We start from the raw sequence: 15,165 nt of genomic DNA on the forward strand, positions 1-15,165 counted from the left end.
CATTTTAGATCGCTCTCAGAAACTGCCATGTCGAGATACAAAGGACTAACCAACGGTACATTGACACTCCGTAGTTACAACGGTCAAGTTGGCGAAGCCCTAGCCAATGTAAAAGCTATAAACAAAGTCATAAGACTAGGTATGCCTGAAAGAAAAGCTATTGCATAGCATGCGGCTAATTAGAACTAGATCCGCTTAGAAACTGATTTGATCAACAACGCCTGAGCTAATCCTAAATTACTGAGTAACAAATGGCCTCTTTAACGTAACGCGCATATACCGCACCACAACAATTCAATTCACAGGCCGCACAAGCGGTCTTTCTTCAATCAAGTCGTGAATAAGTATTAAACTTTGATAGTCACCTGAGAATGATCATTTTGGATTGCTTTTGGGAGTTTGTGAGCGTTGCTGACTTAAAGGAGCACTCCCCAGCACCACATTAGTACTAGTATTGCAAATCAAGATGAACAGGATACGAATGAGCAATCACTCTAAGTGGGAATGGGGCAGAAATCACTTAGACTTTTTGCTCTAAATCATTGAGGGGCAGATTCAACTTAGAGGGATCACTCTAAGCCATTGAGGGACATAAATAATTTAGAGCCAAAGCCCTAACTCGTGATGCTCGGATTATGAAAAATATCTTGAAACCTTATACTCTCGGTGTTTTTCAAGATTGTTGAACTAAGCCGCTCTTTTGAGCGGCTTTCTATTGGCCTTTTATTTATTGAAGGTTATTTAGCGTATTTAATGTTTCAAGCATACTGCGCTTTGTACCAATGGAAATCCTTACACAGTCCTGCAACATTGGCTCGTGTGCTTGATCTCGAGTAACTATACCGTGGCTCATCAACTTTTCATAAATACTTCGCGATGGATTAAAACGAACTAATACAAAATTGGTTGATGACGGGTAAACCTGATCAACAACAGGCAGTGTTTTGAGCTCCCGGGCAAACCATTCACGCGTTGAAATTAATGTGTCTGTCTGGATGCGCATTTGCTCAACCCCTTGCGGTGACAAGGCATCCAGAGCAATTTCTGCTGTGGGATCTGCGATTGGGTATGGTGCAATCAGCCTGGATACATACTCGATAACGCTCGGTTCAGCAATGAGGAAACCACATCGAATCGCCGCCAGCCCGAATGCTTTTGACAGCGTTCGGATCACAACTAGGTTGGGATGATCGGTAATCAGGTTGACGACACTGGTCTCGGGGGCAAACTCAATATAAGCCTCATCTACCACAACTAATGTCGAGTCTTTGCCTGCTTCGAGCAAGGTCACTATATCTTGTTGTCGGATTAGGTTACCGGTGGGGTTATTGGGGGAGCACAGAAACAGAATGTTTGTTGTTGCAAGCTTCTGTTTTATTGCATTTAAGTCCAGCTGAAAATTATCTAACAGCGGAACCTTCACTGTGTTTACCGCCATTGAGTCAGCACAGAACGGGTACATTCCATACGTTGGTGGACATACCACGATCTGATCAACGCCGGGCTGGCAGAAAGTTCGAACCAGTAAATCAATCGCTTCATCAGCACCACGAACGGCCAAAATTTCATTATTTACACCGCAGTATTCTTTATAGGCTTTGGCAAGATCATACGGGAGGAAGTCCGGGTAACGGTTGTAACTTCCCCGGTGCTCGCCATATTGGCAACTTTGCTCTAGTTCATTGGCATTCAACCACAAATGGCCGGTTCCGCCAATGCGGCGGGCTGACTGGTAAGGGATGAGCTTTTTGACTGCTTCAGGCACTAACCTGGATGCTAATGAATTCACTATTTCATCTCCAAATTGAATAAAGCTACCTACTTGGCGGGCAAATTGGATGCCGAACCTGGCTCTGATACAGAAACATGGGGCAGCTCAAATTTATACATACAAGTATACCTTATACTTAATAGTATATTAAGGCGTATTTCAGCAAGATATAGTGAGAAAAATAATGCAAAGTCATCAAAATAACCCGATCAGTCATACAGTTAAGCCATTGATCCTCAGTGACAAAGAAGTTCGTGATCTGTTACCTCAGTTAGATGTTCAACAGCTGATGAAATCACTGTTCTTGGCACTGGAAGAGAATACCGCCGTTCAGCCACCGCAAACCTTAACCTCGTTTCCAGATAACAAGGGAGATTACATTACTTATCTTGGCGCGATGGCTGACGAAGGTGTATTTGGTGCAAAGCTCTCCCCCTACTTGATCACAGACAAACAGCCAATCATCACAGCATGGACTAACCTGATGTCGATGCAGACAGGGCAGCCTTTATTGTGGTGTGAAGCAGGTCAACTAACGATTGAGAGAACGGCGGGAACAACAGCACTAGCGATAAATTACCTGGCTCCAGAAAAAAGCCGCCATCTGGCATTGGTGGGAGCAGGTAGTGTTGGCCTGGCCCATCTTCGCCATGCCATAGGGCTTCGTGAATGGCAGACGATCACGGTATATGCGCCTGAGCTAAACAATGACACGGTGCTGCAAGCGAAATTGATGACAATGGACTCCCGGATCCACATTGCAGGCTCAGCGACCGATTGTGTGAAAGAGGCTGATGTGATTATGCTCTGTACCTCTTCTGCCCTGCCTGTTATTTCTTTAGACGACGTTAAACGATCAGCACTTATTACCTCTATCAGCACCAATGCTGTCAATGCTCATGAGGTACCGCCAGAGCTTCTCAATAAGGCCGACGTGTATTGCGATTACAAACAGACAACGCCTGACAGTGCTGGGGAAATGTACCTTGCTGCGACACAACATGGTTGGGATAAGTCACAGATCCGGGGTGATCTACCCAACCTGATTGCAGGGACATGCTCCTTGCCAGATCATGACAAGCCTGTCTTTTTCCGCTCAATTGGGCTTGGATTGGAAGATGTCGCCATGGCATATGGGATCTGGCTGCTGGCGAATCAACAGCAGCAATAAATGTATTATTAACGCTTAGCAAAATATTAAAGAATAAGGATTGGTTATGCAGATCAAAGAGTTTGGTGTCGAAATTTGGATGAATGATTACGAAAATACATGTCGTTATAATCTTGCCGAAACGTGTGTTGAGTCGTTAACCGTAGAGCAGCTGCTGGACATGTCAGGTAAGCGTGACAGTATTATTGATGAATTACTGCCGATGAAACTGACTTATGGGGCCATTGAAGGATCAGATCGGCTGCGCGATAACATTACCTCACTCTATCAACAGCAGAAGCGTGAAAATATCCTGATCACCCATGGCGCTATCGGTGCCAATGCCCTGGTTCACGAAACCTTGGTTTCCCCGGGGGATAGGGTCATTTCGGTTATTCCTACCTACCAGCAACATTACTCTATTCCGGAGAGCTACGGTGCCGATGTTCAGGTTCTCAAGCTGCAAGAAGAGAACCAATTTTTACCTGATCTGAATGAGCTTAGAGACCTTGCAACAGACAATACACGCCTGATAGTCATAAATAACCCGAACAACCCAACGGGCGCCTTGATGGACGAAGCATTCCTGAAACAAATTGTCGATATTGCTCGCGCCTGTGATGCCTATTTGCTCTGTGACGAGGTATACCGAGGAACCGATGAACATGGCGACGGCTTTACGGCTTCGGTCGCTGATCTCTATGAGAAAGGGATCAGCACCAGCAGCATGTCAAAGTCCTTCTCTTTGGCTGGCTTGCGACTTGGCTGGATAGCAGGGCCACTCGAAGTAATTAAGGCGGTCTGTATTCACCGGGACTACAACACCATCAGCGTCGGAATGCTTGACGATCATTTTGCCTGTATAGCATTGGATTGTCGTGATGCGATCCTCGATCGCAGCCGCCGCATCTGTAACACCAACCGCGCAATGCTGGATGCATGGGTTGCCAAAGAACCTTTGATTTCTTACATCAAACCCAAATCCGGCACGATTGCCTTGCTGAAATATAAGGTAGATATGCCTTCCCGTGAATTCTGCGTAAAACTCCTAGAATCAAAAGGCGTGATGTTTACACCCGGCAGTGTTTTGGAAATGGAGGGCTATGTACGTATCGGTTATGCCAATAACCCGCAGGTGCTGGAAGAAGGTCTGGCAAAAGTCTCTGAATTTCTTGCTGAGCTCAAGGGCTAACCTTCAGTCAAGCTGTGAGTTGACAGATAAGGTGCTCTCACCCAAACCTTGGTATTGGATGAGGGCAATCCCGGTCAACCCTTTTTCTTTATTTCGCGTAAATAGTTAAAGACGGTGGCACGTCCCATGTTAAGTACACTCGCGATATAGTCTGCAGAGCTTTTGCCGTTGAATGCCCCTTCTTTATATAAGGCTTCAACAAGAACGCGTTTATCTGTTCGGGAAAGGGCTGAGATCGTCTGATGATTGTTGGCCAGCCACGCATGAATAAAACTGTTGGCCTTCTCTTGCCAGTCATCATGAAACAGCTTCTCTGGTTGTGGGATCAGATTTTTTACCGGCAAGAGGAGATCTAGCGCTGCACGGGCGGCTTCAACCGGCGCCGTATTCATATTAATACAAAGCATACCGATAGGAGTATTCTCGTCATCTCGGATCACGACACTGGTTGAGCAAATTGTCTTACCGTCCCAGTTGAGCTTCTCATAAGGCCCAATCACGGTTTCCGTTTGCTCGAAATTGACATCATCAAGCGCGGCCGGATCACCGACTTTCCGTTTTGAGATGTTGTTGGCGATATATACCACAGTCTGACTTTCCAGATCATGAATGATGACCTCAACATAATCAGAAAACAACAGTGCAATGCCGTCAGCGACAGAAGCGTAACGTTGTAATAATAACTCAGCATTATTTGGTTTTTCTTGCTGTTTCATTTAAGCAGGTAAAGCTCAACAATCAAAAATCATAGTGGCATACTACCTACCTATGCTTGCATTGTATAGAGGGCACACAATTGGCTGGGATTTCTTTTCGGATAGTATTAACCTGAAGGATAAATACCTTTAAGCTTCTATCTAATAGATCCTTGGACAACTTTTCACAGGTCTCCTTTCACTTTGTTAGTGATCACCTTTTTCTCTAGAGACTTCTATCTTCATGCATATCACCAAACACATACGAAACTGATTATTATGATACACGCGCAAGAAAAGTATACATAGATGAGCACATCAAGTGTTCAATTGACTAACAAACTAATGAGCGTAGCAATTGGACTAAATCGAGCGGTACTCGAATCAATCGCCCTTTTTCATCAGATTAGCTTTTATATCGAAAATCAGCATTAATAACATATGAATGAGTGAAAGCCCTAAACTAAAAAGGGGCAAAATGTATGGTACGCCCCGTTGTTGCAAGTGATAATTCAAGATAACAGAGTTGGTTTGCGCTGCAAGCAAACCAACTCCGGCTTTTTCTCAGCCTTGGGAGTTTTCGAGCGTAGGTTTATTAGATTAAGTTAAGCCTGACTAAACTGACAGATCGGGTATGAGTAAGAACATCTACCCCCTCTTTTATCAACTATCAGCAGGCTCCAATAAACAAGGCGGTAATAAACCGCCTTGTTTGCTCTAACTTAATAAGAGATTATTACTTCACTTTGGGCTGTACATATTTACGCTTGCCATCAAATACCGCAACGTCACGGATAAAGTTCTCACCAAGCACAATACCCGTACCGTTTTTCAGCACAAATTCAGTTAGCTCGTTCAGCTCACCCAATTTAATCCGAAGTTTTACGACAGCTTGATGCTTATCGCCATTATTCTTAATCCAACGTTCGACAGGCAACTCAAGCGATTTACCACTTGCCGTAAACTTAACCCAATCTTTGCTGTCACGTTCGAACTCTTGAACATCTGAAACGCCGATTGTCGAAAGCTTGCTTCCTGTATCGACTTTCACTTTCACATGTTGTTTAACCGGTGCCAACCAAACCCACTCTTCAGCACCGAGGATCAATTTACCGTCACTAGTCTTGGTCACAACGGGTATTGGCTTTGGCTTAACCTCAGGTTTAGGCTCAGGCTTCACTTCCGGCTTTAGCTCAGGTTTCGATTCAGTCTTTACTTCCGGTACGGTTATCTCCGGAACCGTCGGCTCAACAGGCTTGATGTCGACTTCCTGACCAGCATCTGGTTTTGTTTCCGGTTCTTCAATGCCTTGTTGCTGTGCACAACCAAATAGCAGTAACGCACAAAAACCAGCAGCAATTTTTTTCATTCTGACGCACCTTTGAAGCATCTGCATTTAACATCTTATGATTTAACAATAATATGTTGTTAAATCATTAGCCAGAAAGAATTATCTTTGCTTATACGCAATGTTAAACTGATCAAGTTTATTCACTAGCCAGGATTCATCATACCAACCCATATTACGGCTGTGTTTAGCATCATCCCACAAACTGAGGAACCAGCGCCTAGTTTCAAAGCCTTCGGTTAGTGGGGCTTTTTCTTGATAGCGTTCAGCTAACTTAAGGTCTTCCCTCACATCAAACAAATGAAAAATATCAAATTCTCTGTGCTTATAGCCAACATCACAAGGATCTAATATAGCCGCAACTTTAAATGTTTTAGGGTCAAACAGGACATTAGCGATGTGGCAGTCATCGTGTACTAATGAAGAAGATGTATTGATGGGCGATAAAATTTCTTCTCTTTTCTCCCATAACTGGGTGTAAGCCGATTTCAGCTTACTTGAAAATGGTGACTCGCAACTCAAGACATAACGCAGAACGGGATACATCCACGCATCAAAGGCATTGATTAAACATGGGTCAAAATCATCACGACCAATCTCAAACCCTTTTGTATTCTGACAATCGTGTAAAGCAATCAAGATGTCAGTGTAGTGCTCTCTGAATATCTCCAGCGCCTTGGGATCATCTGGCAGTTCATAAGCTGATATCCCCTCAAGCCATTCCATCATCAGATAATCGTGGCCTTCTTCTCGACCAAACAAATAGACTTCAGGTACCGGGCAATCAAACGCTTTTTTTAATCGTTTTAATCCTTCAATTTCTTTACTTATTCTCCCACATTCACGGGAAAACTTAACGACAACTTTACCTTTGGGAGAAACAAGAAATACAACCCAGCCATAAAATGTTTCTTGAATATTACACAGTTCAGGTTGCTGACTAAACATCGCTTTATAAGCCTTTTCGGCGATGAACTTGAGCTGAGGTTTATTCATAACAATCCTTCTGTTCTTTAATACTGACAATACAATGCTGTTTGCAACTCACATATACCACACAAGAATACGCATCTAAAATATCAATATTTTCAACATTATCCTTAAGCTAAAGACTGCAATAGAATGCAGTTTAAAGCCAGTAATTTGGGTCAAAAGGGTGAATTATGGGTCTGCGCTCTCACAATAAACATTTAAATGATTCCAAATAGTGTCTATACGTTTATTTCCAACTGATGTGCGTAATTTCAATTTATAACTCGACATGCTCCTTTGTACGATTTTGTCTTTATTACCAAACAGAGTGTTGCTGATAGGGAATACTTTATTTAAGCAGTACATGTCTAACTGACGGGGAAATAATAGTTACGATCAATGACAAATCCTGAGTAATGTACCGCTACAAAAAAATACAAGGTGCTCTATACCAATGGCGTTGGTATTACTGCACCTTGTTATTCAATATCTGTTACTTTTAGTGCTTGATCGCAATCCCAATCTCTTGCGACAGCTCTGCCAGTTGCTCTTCATTATCTAAACGAACTGACCAGTTAATACCGCTGCCCGTTGCTGTTACAACATTGGCACCACCAATCAGCGTGATTTCATCAACCTGAGCTTGCAACGTCGCTCGTGAAACTCCGTCTAAACGTACAACCAATTCATGTTGATTGGCAATAATTCTGCCTTCTGAAAATGTGATCACCATACTATGAATCTATCTTTTTATGTTTCATTACTGCCATTGTGATACGGCTGGTACAAACTAATCGATCGCGTTCATCCGTAATTTCTATTTGCCAGACTTGCGTGCTCGCTCCTAGATGTATGGGTGTTGTTCTTCCTTTCACAATGCCGCTGCGCATTGGTCGTATATGGTTTGCATTAATGTCCAGGCCAACACAATACTTGTTTTCGTCAACACACAGATTACCTGCGAGCGAACCCAGTGTTTCCGCTAATACTACCGAGGCACCACCGTGGAGCATGCCTAAAGGCTGGTGAGTACGAGCCTCAACGGGCATCGTTGCCGTTAAGCTATCATCATCAAACGCACAATATTCAATACCTAAATGCTCTACCAACGTATTTTTAGACGTCAAATTTAAGCTATCGAGTGTGAACGGTTTCTTCCAAATTGCCATAGTGTCACCTAAACCTTTGTTAACGGGTACAGCATAACATCGCAATCACTTTTCCATCTACCTTTCAATCCCCTAGCACCTCAATGAGCAACGCCCTCGCATTTTGAGCTGATTAAGATATATATGAGTATCAATAATGATTAAATACAGAATTTTACACTAGCATATTACTCTACTCACGGGTCATAATAGTCACCAGTATTATCTATAATGGAATGGAAGGAGTCATTCTTATGAACCCTATTCGCCCTCTACTTTTAACTGGCCTGATCACTGCCGTCCTTTCAATTTCGGCATGCTCCAGTTCTCCGACTGGTCGTCAACAAGTACTACTATTTTCAACCAACGACATGTCTCAGTTGGGCGCGCAATCTTTTGACGAACTAAAAAAACAAGAAAAGATTAATACCGACACTAAAACAAACCAGTATGTGCAATGTGTAACCAACGCAATAACAGCTCGTCTAGATCCGCAATCTGGCTACGGACAATGGGAAGTCGTGGTATTTGACAGTGAGCAAGTCAACGCATTTGCCTTGCCCGGTGGAAAAATCGGGGTCTATGCCGGTCTGCTTGAGGTCGCGAAAAATCAGGATCAACTCGCCACCGTTATCGGTCATGAAATAGGCCATGTTATCGCGCAGCACAGTAATGAGCGTTTATCTAGCAATCAGATAGCTGATATTGGTCTGCAGATCTCAAGCATGGCGATCAGCGGTACTGAATATCATAGTGCCGCAATGGCCGGTCTCGGTTTAGGCGTACAGTACGGCGTCTTAATGCCCTATGGACGAGCGCAAGAATCAGAATCTGACATCATTGGGTTGCGCTTGATGGCTGAGGCGGGGTTCGATCCGAACCAGAGTGTTGAACTATGGCAAAATATGGCTAAGGCATCGGGCGGGCAACCACCTGAACTACTGTCCACTCACCCATCACACTCAACGCGTATTGATGATTTGAAAAAAGAAATTAGCCGTTTGCCAGCCTATAATCCAGCCCGTCAAAACTGTCGTTTATAGCCCGTTAATAAAAAAGCGCCCGCGGGCGCTTTTTTAATGATGACGTTATTCACTGAAAGAACAATTATTCACCCTGTACTTCAAACCCAGGTGTAAACACTTCTACCCGACGGTTTTGAGCACGACCAGCTTCAGTATCGTTACTCGCGATCGGCTTAGCTTCACCCTGACCTTCGGCTTTAAATCGGCTCTGATCGATACCGAAATGAGTTGCAAGATAACCGGCGACAACATCAGCACGCTCTTCAGACAGTTTCTGGTTGTACTCTTCTGAGCCGCGGCTATCCGTATGGCCGATAACAAAAAGCTCTGTTTCTGGGAAATTCACCAGGCGTTGTGCAATTGGCTCTAATTTATCAATATATTCCTGTGACAATGAATTACTGTCAAAACCAAATGGCAGAGCCACCGTTATGGGTTCCACTTTAACCACTGCTGGTACTGGTGCAGGCTCTGGTTCAGGTTCTGGCTCAACAACGGCTACAGGTGCCGGCGCACCCCAGTGATAAACAAGGCTCAGGCCGTAGAAATGAATATCAGCGGTGCCGGGCTTGCTGTCGCCAACCTGATTATAATATTGATATTCTAAACGAGTAGACAGGGTATCACTGTAAAAATACTCTACACCCACACCGACTGTCGCGGCAATACCATCTTCATCAGCTTTAATCGCCTCGATGCTGTTATCTGCGTTATAAACGTAACCACCCGCTTTGGCGTACAGATCATATGAGTCAGTCAACGCCCAGGCGAACTTACCCAACAGATCAATACCCTGCACGTCAAACTCACCACCTGCTGGCTTGTAGTCAGCTTTCCCTAAATAGGTGTAACCGCCTTCAAGTGCGAACCACGGCGTGATGTTATAACCCAGGAAGGCACCTCCGCCCCAATCATCCTGCTCGAAATCACTTGATGAACCTTTCAATGCGTCATCAAAATTATTGAAATGTGTGCCACCAATACGCGCACCTACATACCAGGGGTTATCCGTTACGGCGTGAGCAACACCTGAAATAAGTAATGCGAGTGGAAGTATGTAATGTACTTTAGACATAAATTTATCCTTTTTATTATTTGCCACTGCTATTTTTTATCCTTACCACTAGGTGTGTAGAACCCATCTTGCATTTATACAAGATTATTTTTTTATTTTTCACACCTACGTCAAGTTATTGACACGATACGACAAAACATTCACCGAATCTATATTGAATATCGTTCAATTGCATTCATCGTTATCTTTTCAGTCGAGCAAATAGCCTGTCAAGGCCGGCACCAAAAGCATAAAACGCAAAAAAGTCCATACAATGATGGACTTTTTTATGGGTGACTTTTGTCTTAAGTGAATACCACTAAGCCAAACGGCCTTCTGCCAACGCCTCCGCTGTCGCGTCTTCAACCGCCATAAACAGATAATCTATCTGCCCTTTGGGTGATGACATCGGATTCAGCGTCACGTTCTGGTACATGAAAGGGGCTGGTTGGGTAATTGGACGGACATTACGGCACTTAAATAAGTAAGGACGCTGACGCCAGATCAAAAAACTTCTGCATCCCAGTTCAAACACCGGTCGTGTTTTGGCCTCAAACCAGTCTTGAGGGATTTCCGGAAAGACTTCAAAGACCGTCTTGCCCATCACTTCATGCGCTTGCTTGCCACTGTGATGGATCATGAAACCATTCCAGACATGGATGTTAAAATCTCGGTCTAAAACGACCAATCCCACATCCACATGCTGAACCATATCGACCATCCAGTGAAATTGCTCAAATTCAGCAGGTAAAGAAAACATGGTTTAGTCCTCATCCATTAAGTAAGACAATTTGCTATCTAACAGCGGCAGCGATTCATCAACAAACATCAGCAGCAAATCACACTTAATCTGTGTTCCTTCAATGCCATAACTGACTTCAAACGTCATAGTCCTGCGCCAGTTTCCGGATGTGTGCTCAATCAGGGACTCGATAGGAAGGTGTTTTCCTAATAACACGGGATGACTTTGGAAAAACTTCACTTCCGCCTGCTCACCTAATCCTTTTAAAAATGAGCCCACCAGAATATTACTGACATCCATCAAAAGTTCTAATTCTACGTCGCACTCACTTTCGCCCGGATATTTCATCAATGACGTTAAATCATTAACACTGGAATCACTCAACAAGACCAGTGCTTCACCGGCGATCCCTTCACCGCTGAACCCCTGACAGATCCCCGACATCGTACTATTGCTCGCCAGATGGCGCATGGTCATATGAAGCTCACTCACTTCAAACACATTGACATTCGGCAAGGGTAAGTTGACGAATACATTAAAATGGCGAGCCAGTGAATCCGCTGCTCGGCCAATAGCAACGTTGGCAACTTCCAAATAGACATCTCGACGGCGTAGTGCCGGGGTAGTCACTCGCTGGATAACCGTATCGAGTGACAACTCAGGAGATGGTAATAAATCCTTAATCAGGGTTTTAAGATAGGCTTTGTCTACCGGCTTTTTTAAAAAAGCCACAGCACCAAGATCTTTTACTCGTGCTTGCGCCTGTGGCTGAATATCACCAGAAACAACAATGACCTTAATTGACAACCCGTGCTCTTTAATCGTCTGCAAGGTCTGATAACCATCCATCTCTGGCATGGTTAAATCGAGAAACATTAATGAAAAAGTCTGTTGTTTTAGCAGCTCAATAGCTTCTAATCCATTAATAGCAAATGTGACATCAGCGTTGAGTGATGCGGGTAATGCTCTCGCCATTTGCTTTCTGGCCAATGCCGAATCATCACAAATTAAAATTGGAATTGTCATACTTGTTCCTTGCGCTTCATACCATTCAGGAGCGCTAACGCTATTAGCTCAGTTGCATAATTATTGCATTGCTCAATAAGAGGATAATAACAGTTGCGTCAAAGTCGGTCTTGCCCGTAGCGCATTTATTTACATTAACCTCTCTTTTTTATTCCAGTAGGGGCTATACCACAAAACTATTTAAAACATCGCCCATGCAAAGTAGAATGCAGGCCTTAATATTAAGATGTTTGATCTATAGATATTTGCCAGCATAATATGAATGTAAATGATTCCAATACATCACCCGAAATCTCGGATCTTCATGTGGGTATCGTCGGCGGCGGTGTTGCAGGTTCAACGGTGGCACTACGGTTATCAGAACTCGGTATCAACGTCACCCTGTTTGAAGAGGGGGCAAGCCTAGTCAATGGCCCTCCGATTTGTCATTTGCACGCTGGTGGAAACCTCTATCGTGAAATTTCAGATGAACAATGTCTCACTCTTCTTCATCAATCTATCGAAACTCTTCGTGTTTACCCGCATACGGCGAATATTCGCCCCACCGTCATCGCCGTTCCTGAACGCGATCCCGGCGATCCCGAAAAACTGCTCGATCGGCTGGAGCTGTTACAAACAGCGTATAACGAATTAATTATTCACGATAAGCGAAATGAAGTTTTAGGTCACCCTGACGATTACTTCAAGCAGTATCAACAAGATGAACTGGTTAAATTAGCAACTCAGACGGTCCCAACAAACCCGCAATCCCTTGATGACTGGATGATCCCTGTTGCTAAGAACCTGAATCTTAATGAATTCAAATACCCTGTAGTCATCGTGCAGGAATACGGACTCAGTATTTTCAGGATTGCAGCTACCGCTTCTTTAGCATTACAGCAACTGTCTTCTTGCACGGTGAAAACCGGTACGAAAGTCACGGATATTCAGAAAAGTTGTTCTAAAAAAGGCTGGGTTGTTTCTCATCAAAGTTATGATGATTCAATTGATGATTATGTCACTCAAGAGACAACCGTCGACTATCTGGTTAACGCTTGTGGCTATAGAACCGGCACGCTTGATGACTTAGCGACTTTCAAACGTCATCGTATGGTTGAATTCAAAGCAGCTTATGTCACACACTGGCCTGCTTGTGAAGGCGTCTGGCCAGAAGTCATCTTCCATGGTGAGCGAGGTACCCCCAATGGTATGGCGCAATTAACCCCCTACCCTGATGGCTTTTTCCAGCTACACGGTATGACGGAAGAGATTACCCTCTTTAAACAAGGGTTGGTGAGTTCAACCACAAGAAGTGCTCAGCCACAGTTAGAAAGAAGTTTTATCCGTAAACTCACTACCGGATGGACAACGGATGAAGTTGAGTCTCGGACTCAACGAGCCATCAAGCATATGGCACAATTTGTGCCGAGCTTTGGTGAAGCACAAGTCGGCGGACATCCGCTTTTCGGTGCCCAACAAATACCTGGGCTTGATCCGTCATTACGCGCAGCCGATGTCTCTTTTGCCGGTAAACGTTATGCACGATCTGAAATCGTAAAAGCATCATCCGCTTTGTCTGTGGCAGATTCCATTGTAAAGCAGCTTTACGATGAACAGCTTATCAGCACTACGCAGCTTAATTGGGATTGCCCTTTAGAAGAACGCTTCCCGGTAACTCATTCTCTCGGCCTTGATGAGGTTATTTCAAAGGCTGAACAATTAGCCAAGCTACGTGGCTATCCGGCAGCTCTCGCACGTCCAACCAACATTGAAAGCTGATTAAGACTGAAATCCGATAAAAAGAGCTGATCACTCAGCTCTTTTTACAACAATAGCTACATTTAAAGCGCCCTTTATTCGGCTACAATCTTTACTTAGGCATCGATACACTTTAGCCAGTTAACGCCGAGCATAAGTTGCGCCACGCTAAACCAACCAAGCACACCGAACTCCATACCCAAAATGCCGAGTAAAAGGCATCACCTTGATTGTTTTAAACGGCGATTCACCTTCACCCCAACTACTCTGAAAATTAATATGAAAACAGCTGATAACACAATCATGGTTAAACTATGTTTAAACATATTTGCAATGAACAGACTATTAATCAGAAAATCACTTTGCTCCGGATAACTCTGAATAGCCGCTAAAATATGAACATTCTCTATTACATCTGATATTCCAATACCAAACGGTAGTAGAGCAATGTATTTTAGAGGTGAACTAATCAATTTACATGATTTGACTAGCTCAATAAGCAATAGAGAGTATGCAAACGAGTAAACTAATGGGAAAAGCATATCAACTGTTATTTCATTCAAATAATAATACTTCCTGCCACTCGAGCCAATTTCGCTAAGAAAGAAATTTATGGACTCAGAAGTAAGGCCGACTTGCACATCAAGAGGTTCTATTGATGTCGATATTAGTGGGTACATTATTAGTAGAATTATGGCTTGAAGCGCAAAGTTCAAGCCAAGTAATACACCTGCTTTCTTCCACGAAGAAAATTTAATTAACCAATCCAAACTTACCATCCTTGTAGTCTTGCTAGTAAATAACATTGCAACCAATGTCTTACTATAGATATGCATAAAGTCGCAAGATTCAAGGGTCCGTACCCAAATAATGTGGTTTAACACCTGCAGGTGTACGCCACTAGACTGACAAAGCGAACTGGACTCATACTAGCACCGCATACCAAATCGATACCGAATTCAAATTACGAATAAAATACCGCTAACCAAATAGTTTCTTTATCCGGTGAAGTCCAGGTAACCTGATGACGCTGATTAGCAGGGATATTAATATAATCACCTTCGTTGAGGTGAACGACTTTCATTTCTTCTTCAAACAATAGTTTGGCTTCCCCTTTCACCACCAGCACCCATTCATTCTCTTCTTGATCATACCAATCGCCACTAGGGGTGGAGTGCCCTCTGGAAATAATCCGCTCAATTCTTACGGAATCGGTTTTAACCAGATCCTGAAATATCTCTTCCGGTAACGTAGACGGGATTTGACTGAATAAGTTGGCCATGACTTCCTTCGTACCTTCTGGGT

General features: G+C 43.6%; 15 protein-coding genes and 1 pseudogene. 5 read left to right on the top strand and 11 right to left on the bottom strand.

All coding sequences use genetic code 11. From position 1 onward, the window contains the following. Positions 1-168, top strand: a pseudogene (locus L4D76_RS21655) (IS5/IS1182 family transposase); the annotation flags it as partial. 559 nt (positions 169-727) lie between these two features. Here the strand turns inward: L4D76_RS21655 and hisC are convergent. Further along, the gene (hisC, locus tag L4D76_RS21660) at positions 728-1,789 is read right to left on the bottom strand and encodes a histidinol-phosphate transaminase (protein WP_428442954.1); all 1,062 of its coding nucleotides are present in this window, start codon (positions 1,787-1,789) and stop codon (positions 728-730) included. A gap of 166 nt (positions 1,790-1,955) precedes the next feature. Between hisC and L4D76_RS21665 the strand changes: the two genes are divergently transcribed. Then, positions 1,956-2,942: an ornithine cyclodeaminase family protein gene (locus tag L4D76_RS21665; protein ID WP_428442955.1), complete on the top strand. Its 987-nt coding sequence runs from the start codon at positions 1,956-1,958 to the stop codon at positions 2,940-2,942. A 46-nt stretch (positions 2,943-2,988) separates the two neighbouring features. Beyond that, complete coding sequence (locus L4D76_RS21670; RefSeq protein ID WP_428442956.1) at positions 2,989-4,113, top strand: aminotransferase; 1,125 nt, start codon at positions 2,989-2,991, stop codon at positions 4,111-4,113. Positions 4,114-4,187: 74 nt separating this feature from the next. Here the strand turns inward: L4D76_RS21670 and L4D76_RS21675 are convergent, their stop codons facing one another. The 5 genes from L4D76_RS21675 to L4D76_RS21695 form a co-directional block, all read right to left on the bottom strand. Then, positions 4,188-4,829: a helix-turn-helix transcriptional regulator gene (locus tag L4D76_RS21675; RefSeq protein ID WP_428442957.1), complete on the bottom strand. Its 642-nt coding sequence runs from the start codon at positions 4,827-4,829 to the stop codon at positions 4,188-4,190. A 715-nt stretch (positions 4,830-5,544) separates the two neighbouring features. Continuing rightward, positions 5,545-6,177 (bottom strand): putative ATP-dependent zinc protease, encoded by a 633-nt coding sequence (locus L4D76_RS21680; protein ID WP_428442958.1) that lies wholly within the window; start codon positions 6,175-6,177, stop codon positions 5,545-5,547. 81 nt (positions 6,178-6,258) lie between these two features. Continuing rightward, positions 6,259-7,152 (bottom strand): phosphotransferase, encoded by an 894-nt coding sequence (locus L4D76_RS21685; protein WP_428442959.1) that lies wholly within the window; start codon positions 7,150-7,152, stop codon positions 6,259-6,261. Between the two features lie 475 nt (positions 7,153-7,627). Then, positions 7,628-7,861, bottom strand: a complete 234-nt coding sequence (locus L4D76_RS21690) for a DUF3389 domain-containing protein (protein ID WP_428442960.1) — start codon at positions 7,859-7,861, stop codon at positions 7,628-7,630. Between the two features lies 1 nt (position 7,862). Then, on the bottom strand, positions 7,863-8,297 hold the full coding sequence (locus L4D76_RS21695; protein WP_428442961.1) for a hotdog fold thioesterase: 435 nt from the start codon (positions 8,295-8,297) through the stop codon (positions 7,863-7,865). 233 nt (positions 8,298-8,530) lie between these two features. Between L4D76_RS21695 and L4D76_RS21700 the strand changes: the two genes are divergently transcribed. Then, a complete protein-coding gene (locus L4D76_RS21700; RefSeq protein WP_428442962.1) occupies positions 8,531-9,319 on the top strand; it encodes a M48 family metallopeptidase in 789 nt (262 codons plus the stop codon). A 64-nt stretch (positions 9,320-9,383) separates the two neighbouring features. On the opposite strand, the gene L4D76_RS21705 is transcribed toward L4D76_RS21700, so the two are convergent. The 3 genes from L4D76_RS21705 to L4D76_RS21715 form a co-directional block, all read right to left on the bottom strand. After that, entirely contained in the window at positions 9,384-10,376 is a 993-nt protein-coding gene (locus tag L4D76_RS21705) for an OmpA family protein (protein ID WP_428442963.1), read from the bottom strand. Positions 10,377-10,674: 298 nt separating this feature from the next. Further along, the gene (locus L4D76_RS21710) at positions 10,675-11,115 is read right to left on the bottom strand and encodes a PAS domain-containing protein (RefSeq protein WP_428442964.1); all 441 of its coding nucleotides are present in this window, start codon (positions 11,113-11,115) and stop codon (positions 10,675-10,677) included. Positions 11,116-11,118: 3 nt separating this feature from the next. After that, on the bottom strand, positions 11,119-12,123 hold the full coding sequence (locus L4D76_RS21715) for a response regulator (protein ID WP_428442965.1): 1,005 nt from the start codon (positions 12,121-12,123) through the stop codon (positions 11,119-11,121). Positions 12,124-12,381: 258 nt separating this feature from the next. On the opposite strand from L4D76_RS21715, the gene L4D76_RS21720 reads away from it, so the two are divergent. Further along, positions 12,382-13,881, top strand: coding sequence for an NAD(P)-binding protein (locus L4D76_RS21720; protein WP_428442966.1), 1,500 nt, complete (start codon positions 12,382-12,384; stop codon positions 13,879-13,881). A gap of 200 nt (positions 13,882-14,081) precedes the next feature. Here the strand turns inward: L4D76_RS21720 and L4D76_RS21725 are convergent, their stop codons facing one another. Then, complete coding sequence (locus L4D76_RS21725) at positions 14,082-14,630, bottom strand: hypothetical protein (RefSeq protein ID WP_428442967.1); 549 nt, start codon at positions 14,628-14,630, stop codon at positions 14,082-14,084. 194 nt (positions 14,631-14,824) lie between these two features. Next, positions 14,825-15,142, bottom strand: coding sequence for a cupin domain-containing protein (locus L4D76_RS21730; RefSeq protein ID WP_428442968.1), 318 nt, complete (start codon positions 15,140-15,142; stop codon positions 14,825-14,827). Positions 15,143-15,165 lie beyond the last annotated feature (23 nt).

The sequence above is a fragment of the Photobacterium sagamiensis genome, from assembly GCF_050337085.1.
Lineage (GTDB): Bacteria > Pseudomonadota > Gammaproteobacteria > Enterobacterales > Vibrionaceae > Photobacterium > Photobacterium sagamiensis.

Coding starts and splice junctions, on each gene's coding strand:
- L4D76_RS21665 (WP_428442955.1), top strand. CDS start 1,956: ATGCAAAGTCATCAAAATAACCCGATCAGTCATACAGTTAAGCCATTG.
- L4D76_RS21670 (WP_428442956.1), top strand. CDS start 2,989: ATGCAGATCAAAGAGTTTGGTGTCGAAATTTGGATGAATGATTACGAA.
- L4D76_RS21675 (WP_428442957.1), bottom strand. CDS start 4,829: ATGAAACAGCAAGAAAAACCAAATAATGCTGAGTTATTATTACAACGT.
- L4D76_RS21680 (WP_428442958.1), bottom strand. CDS start 6,177: ATGAAAAAAATTGCTGCTGGTTTTTGTGCGTTACTGCTATTTGGTTGT.
- L4D76_RS21685 (WP_428442959.1), bottom strand. CDS start 7,152: ATGAATAAACCTCAGCTCAAGTTCATCGCCGAAAAGGCTTATAAAGCG.
- L4D76_RS21690 (WP_428442960.1), bottom strand. CDS start 7,861: ATGGTGATCACATTTTCAGAAGGCAGAATTATTGCCAATCAACATGAA.
- L4D76_RS21695 (WP_428442961.1), bottom strand. CDS start 8,297: ATGGCAATTTGGAAGAAACCGTTCACACTCGATAGCTTAAATTTGACG.
- L4D76_RS21700 (WP_428442962.1), top strand. CDS start 8,531: ATGAACCCTATTCGCCCTCTACTTTTAACTGGCCTGATCACTGCCGTC.
- L4D76_RS21705 (WP_428442963.1), bottom strand. CDS start 10,376: ATGTCTAAAGTACATTACATACTTCCACTCGCATTACTTATTTCAGGT.
- L4D76_RS21710 (WP_428442964.1), bottom strand. CDS start 11,115: ATGTTTTCTTTACCTGCTGAATTTGAGCAATTTCACTGGATGGTCGAT.
- L4D76_RS21715 (WP_428442965.1), bottom strand. CDS start 12,123: ATGACAATTCCAATTTTAATTTGTGATGATTCGGCATTGGCCAGAAAG.
- L4D76_RS21720 (WP_428442966.1), top strand. CDS start 12,382: ATGAATGTAAATGATTCCAATACATCACCCGAAATCTCGGATCTTCAT.
- L4D76_RS21730 (WP_428442968.1), bottom strand. CDS start 15,142: ATGGCCAACTTATTCAGTCAAATCCCGTCTACGTTACCGGAAGAGATA.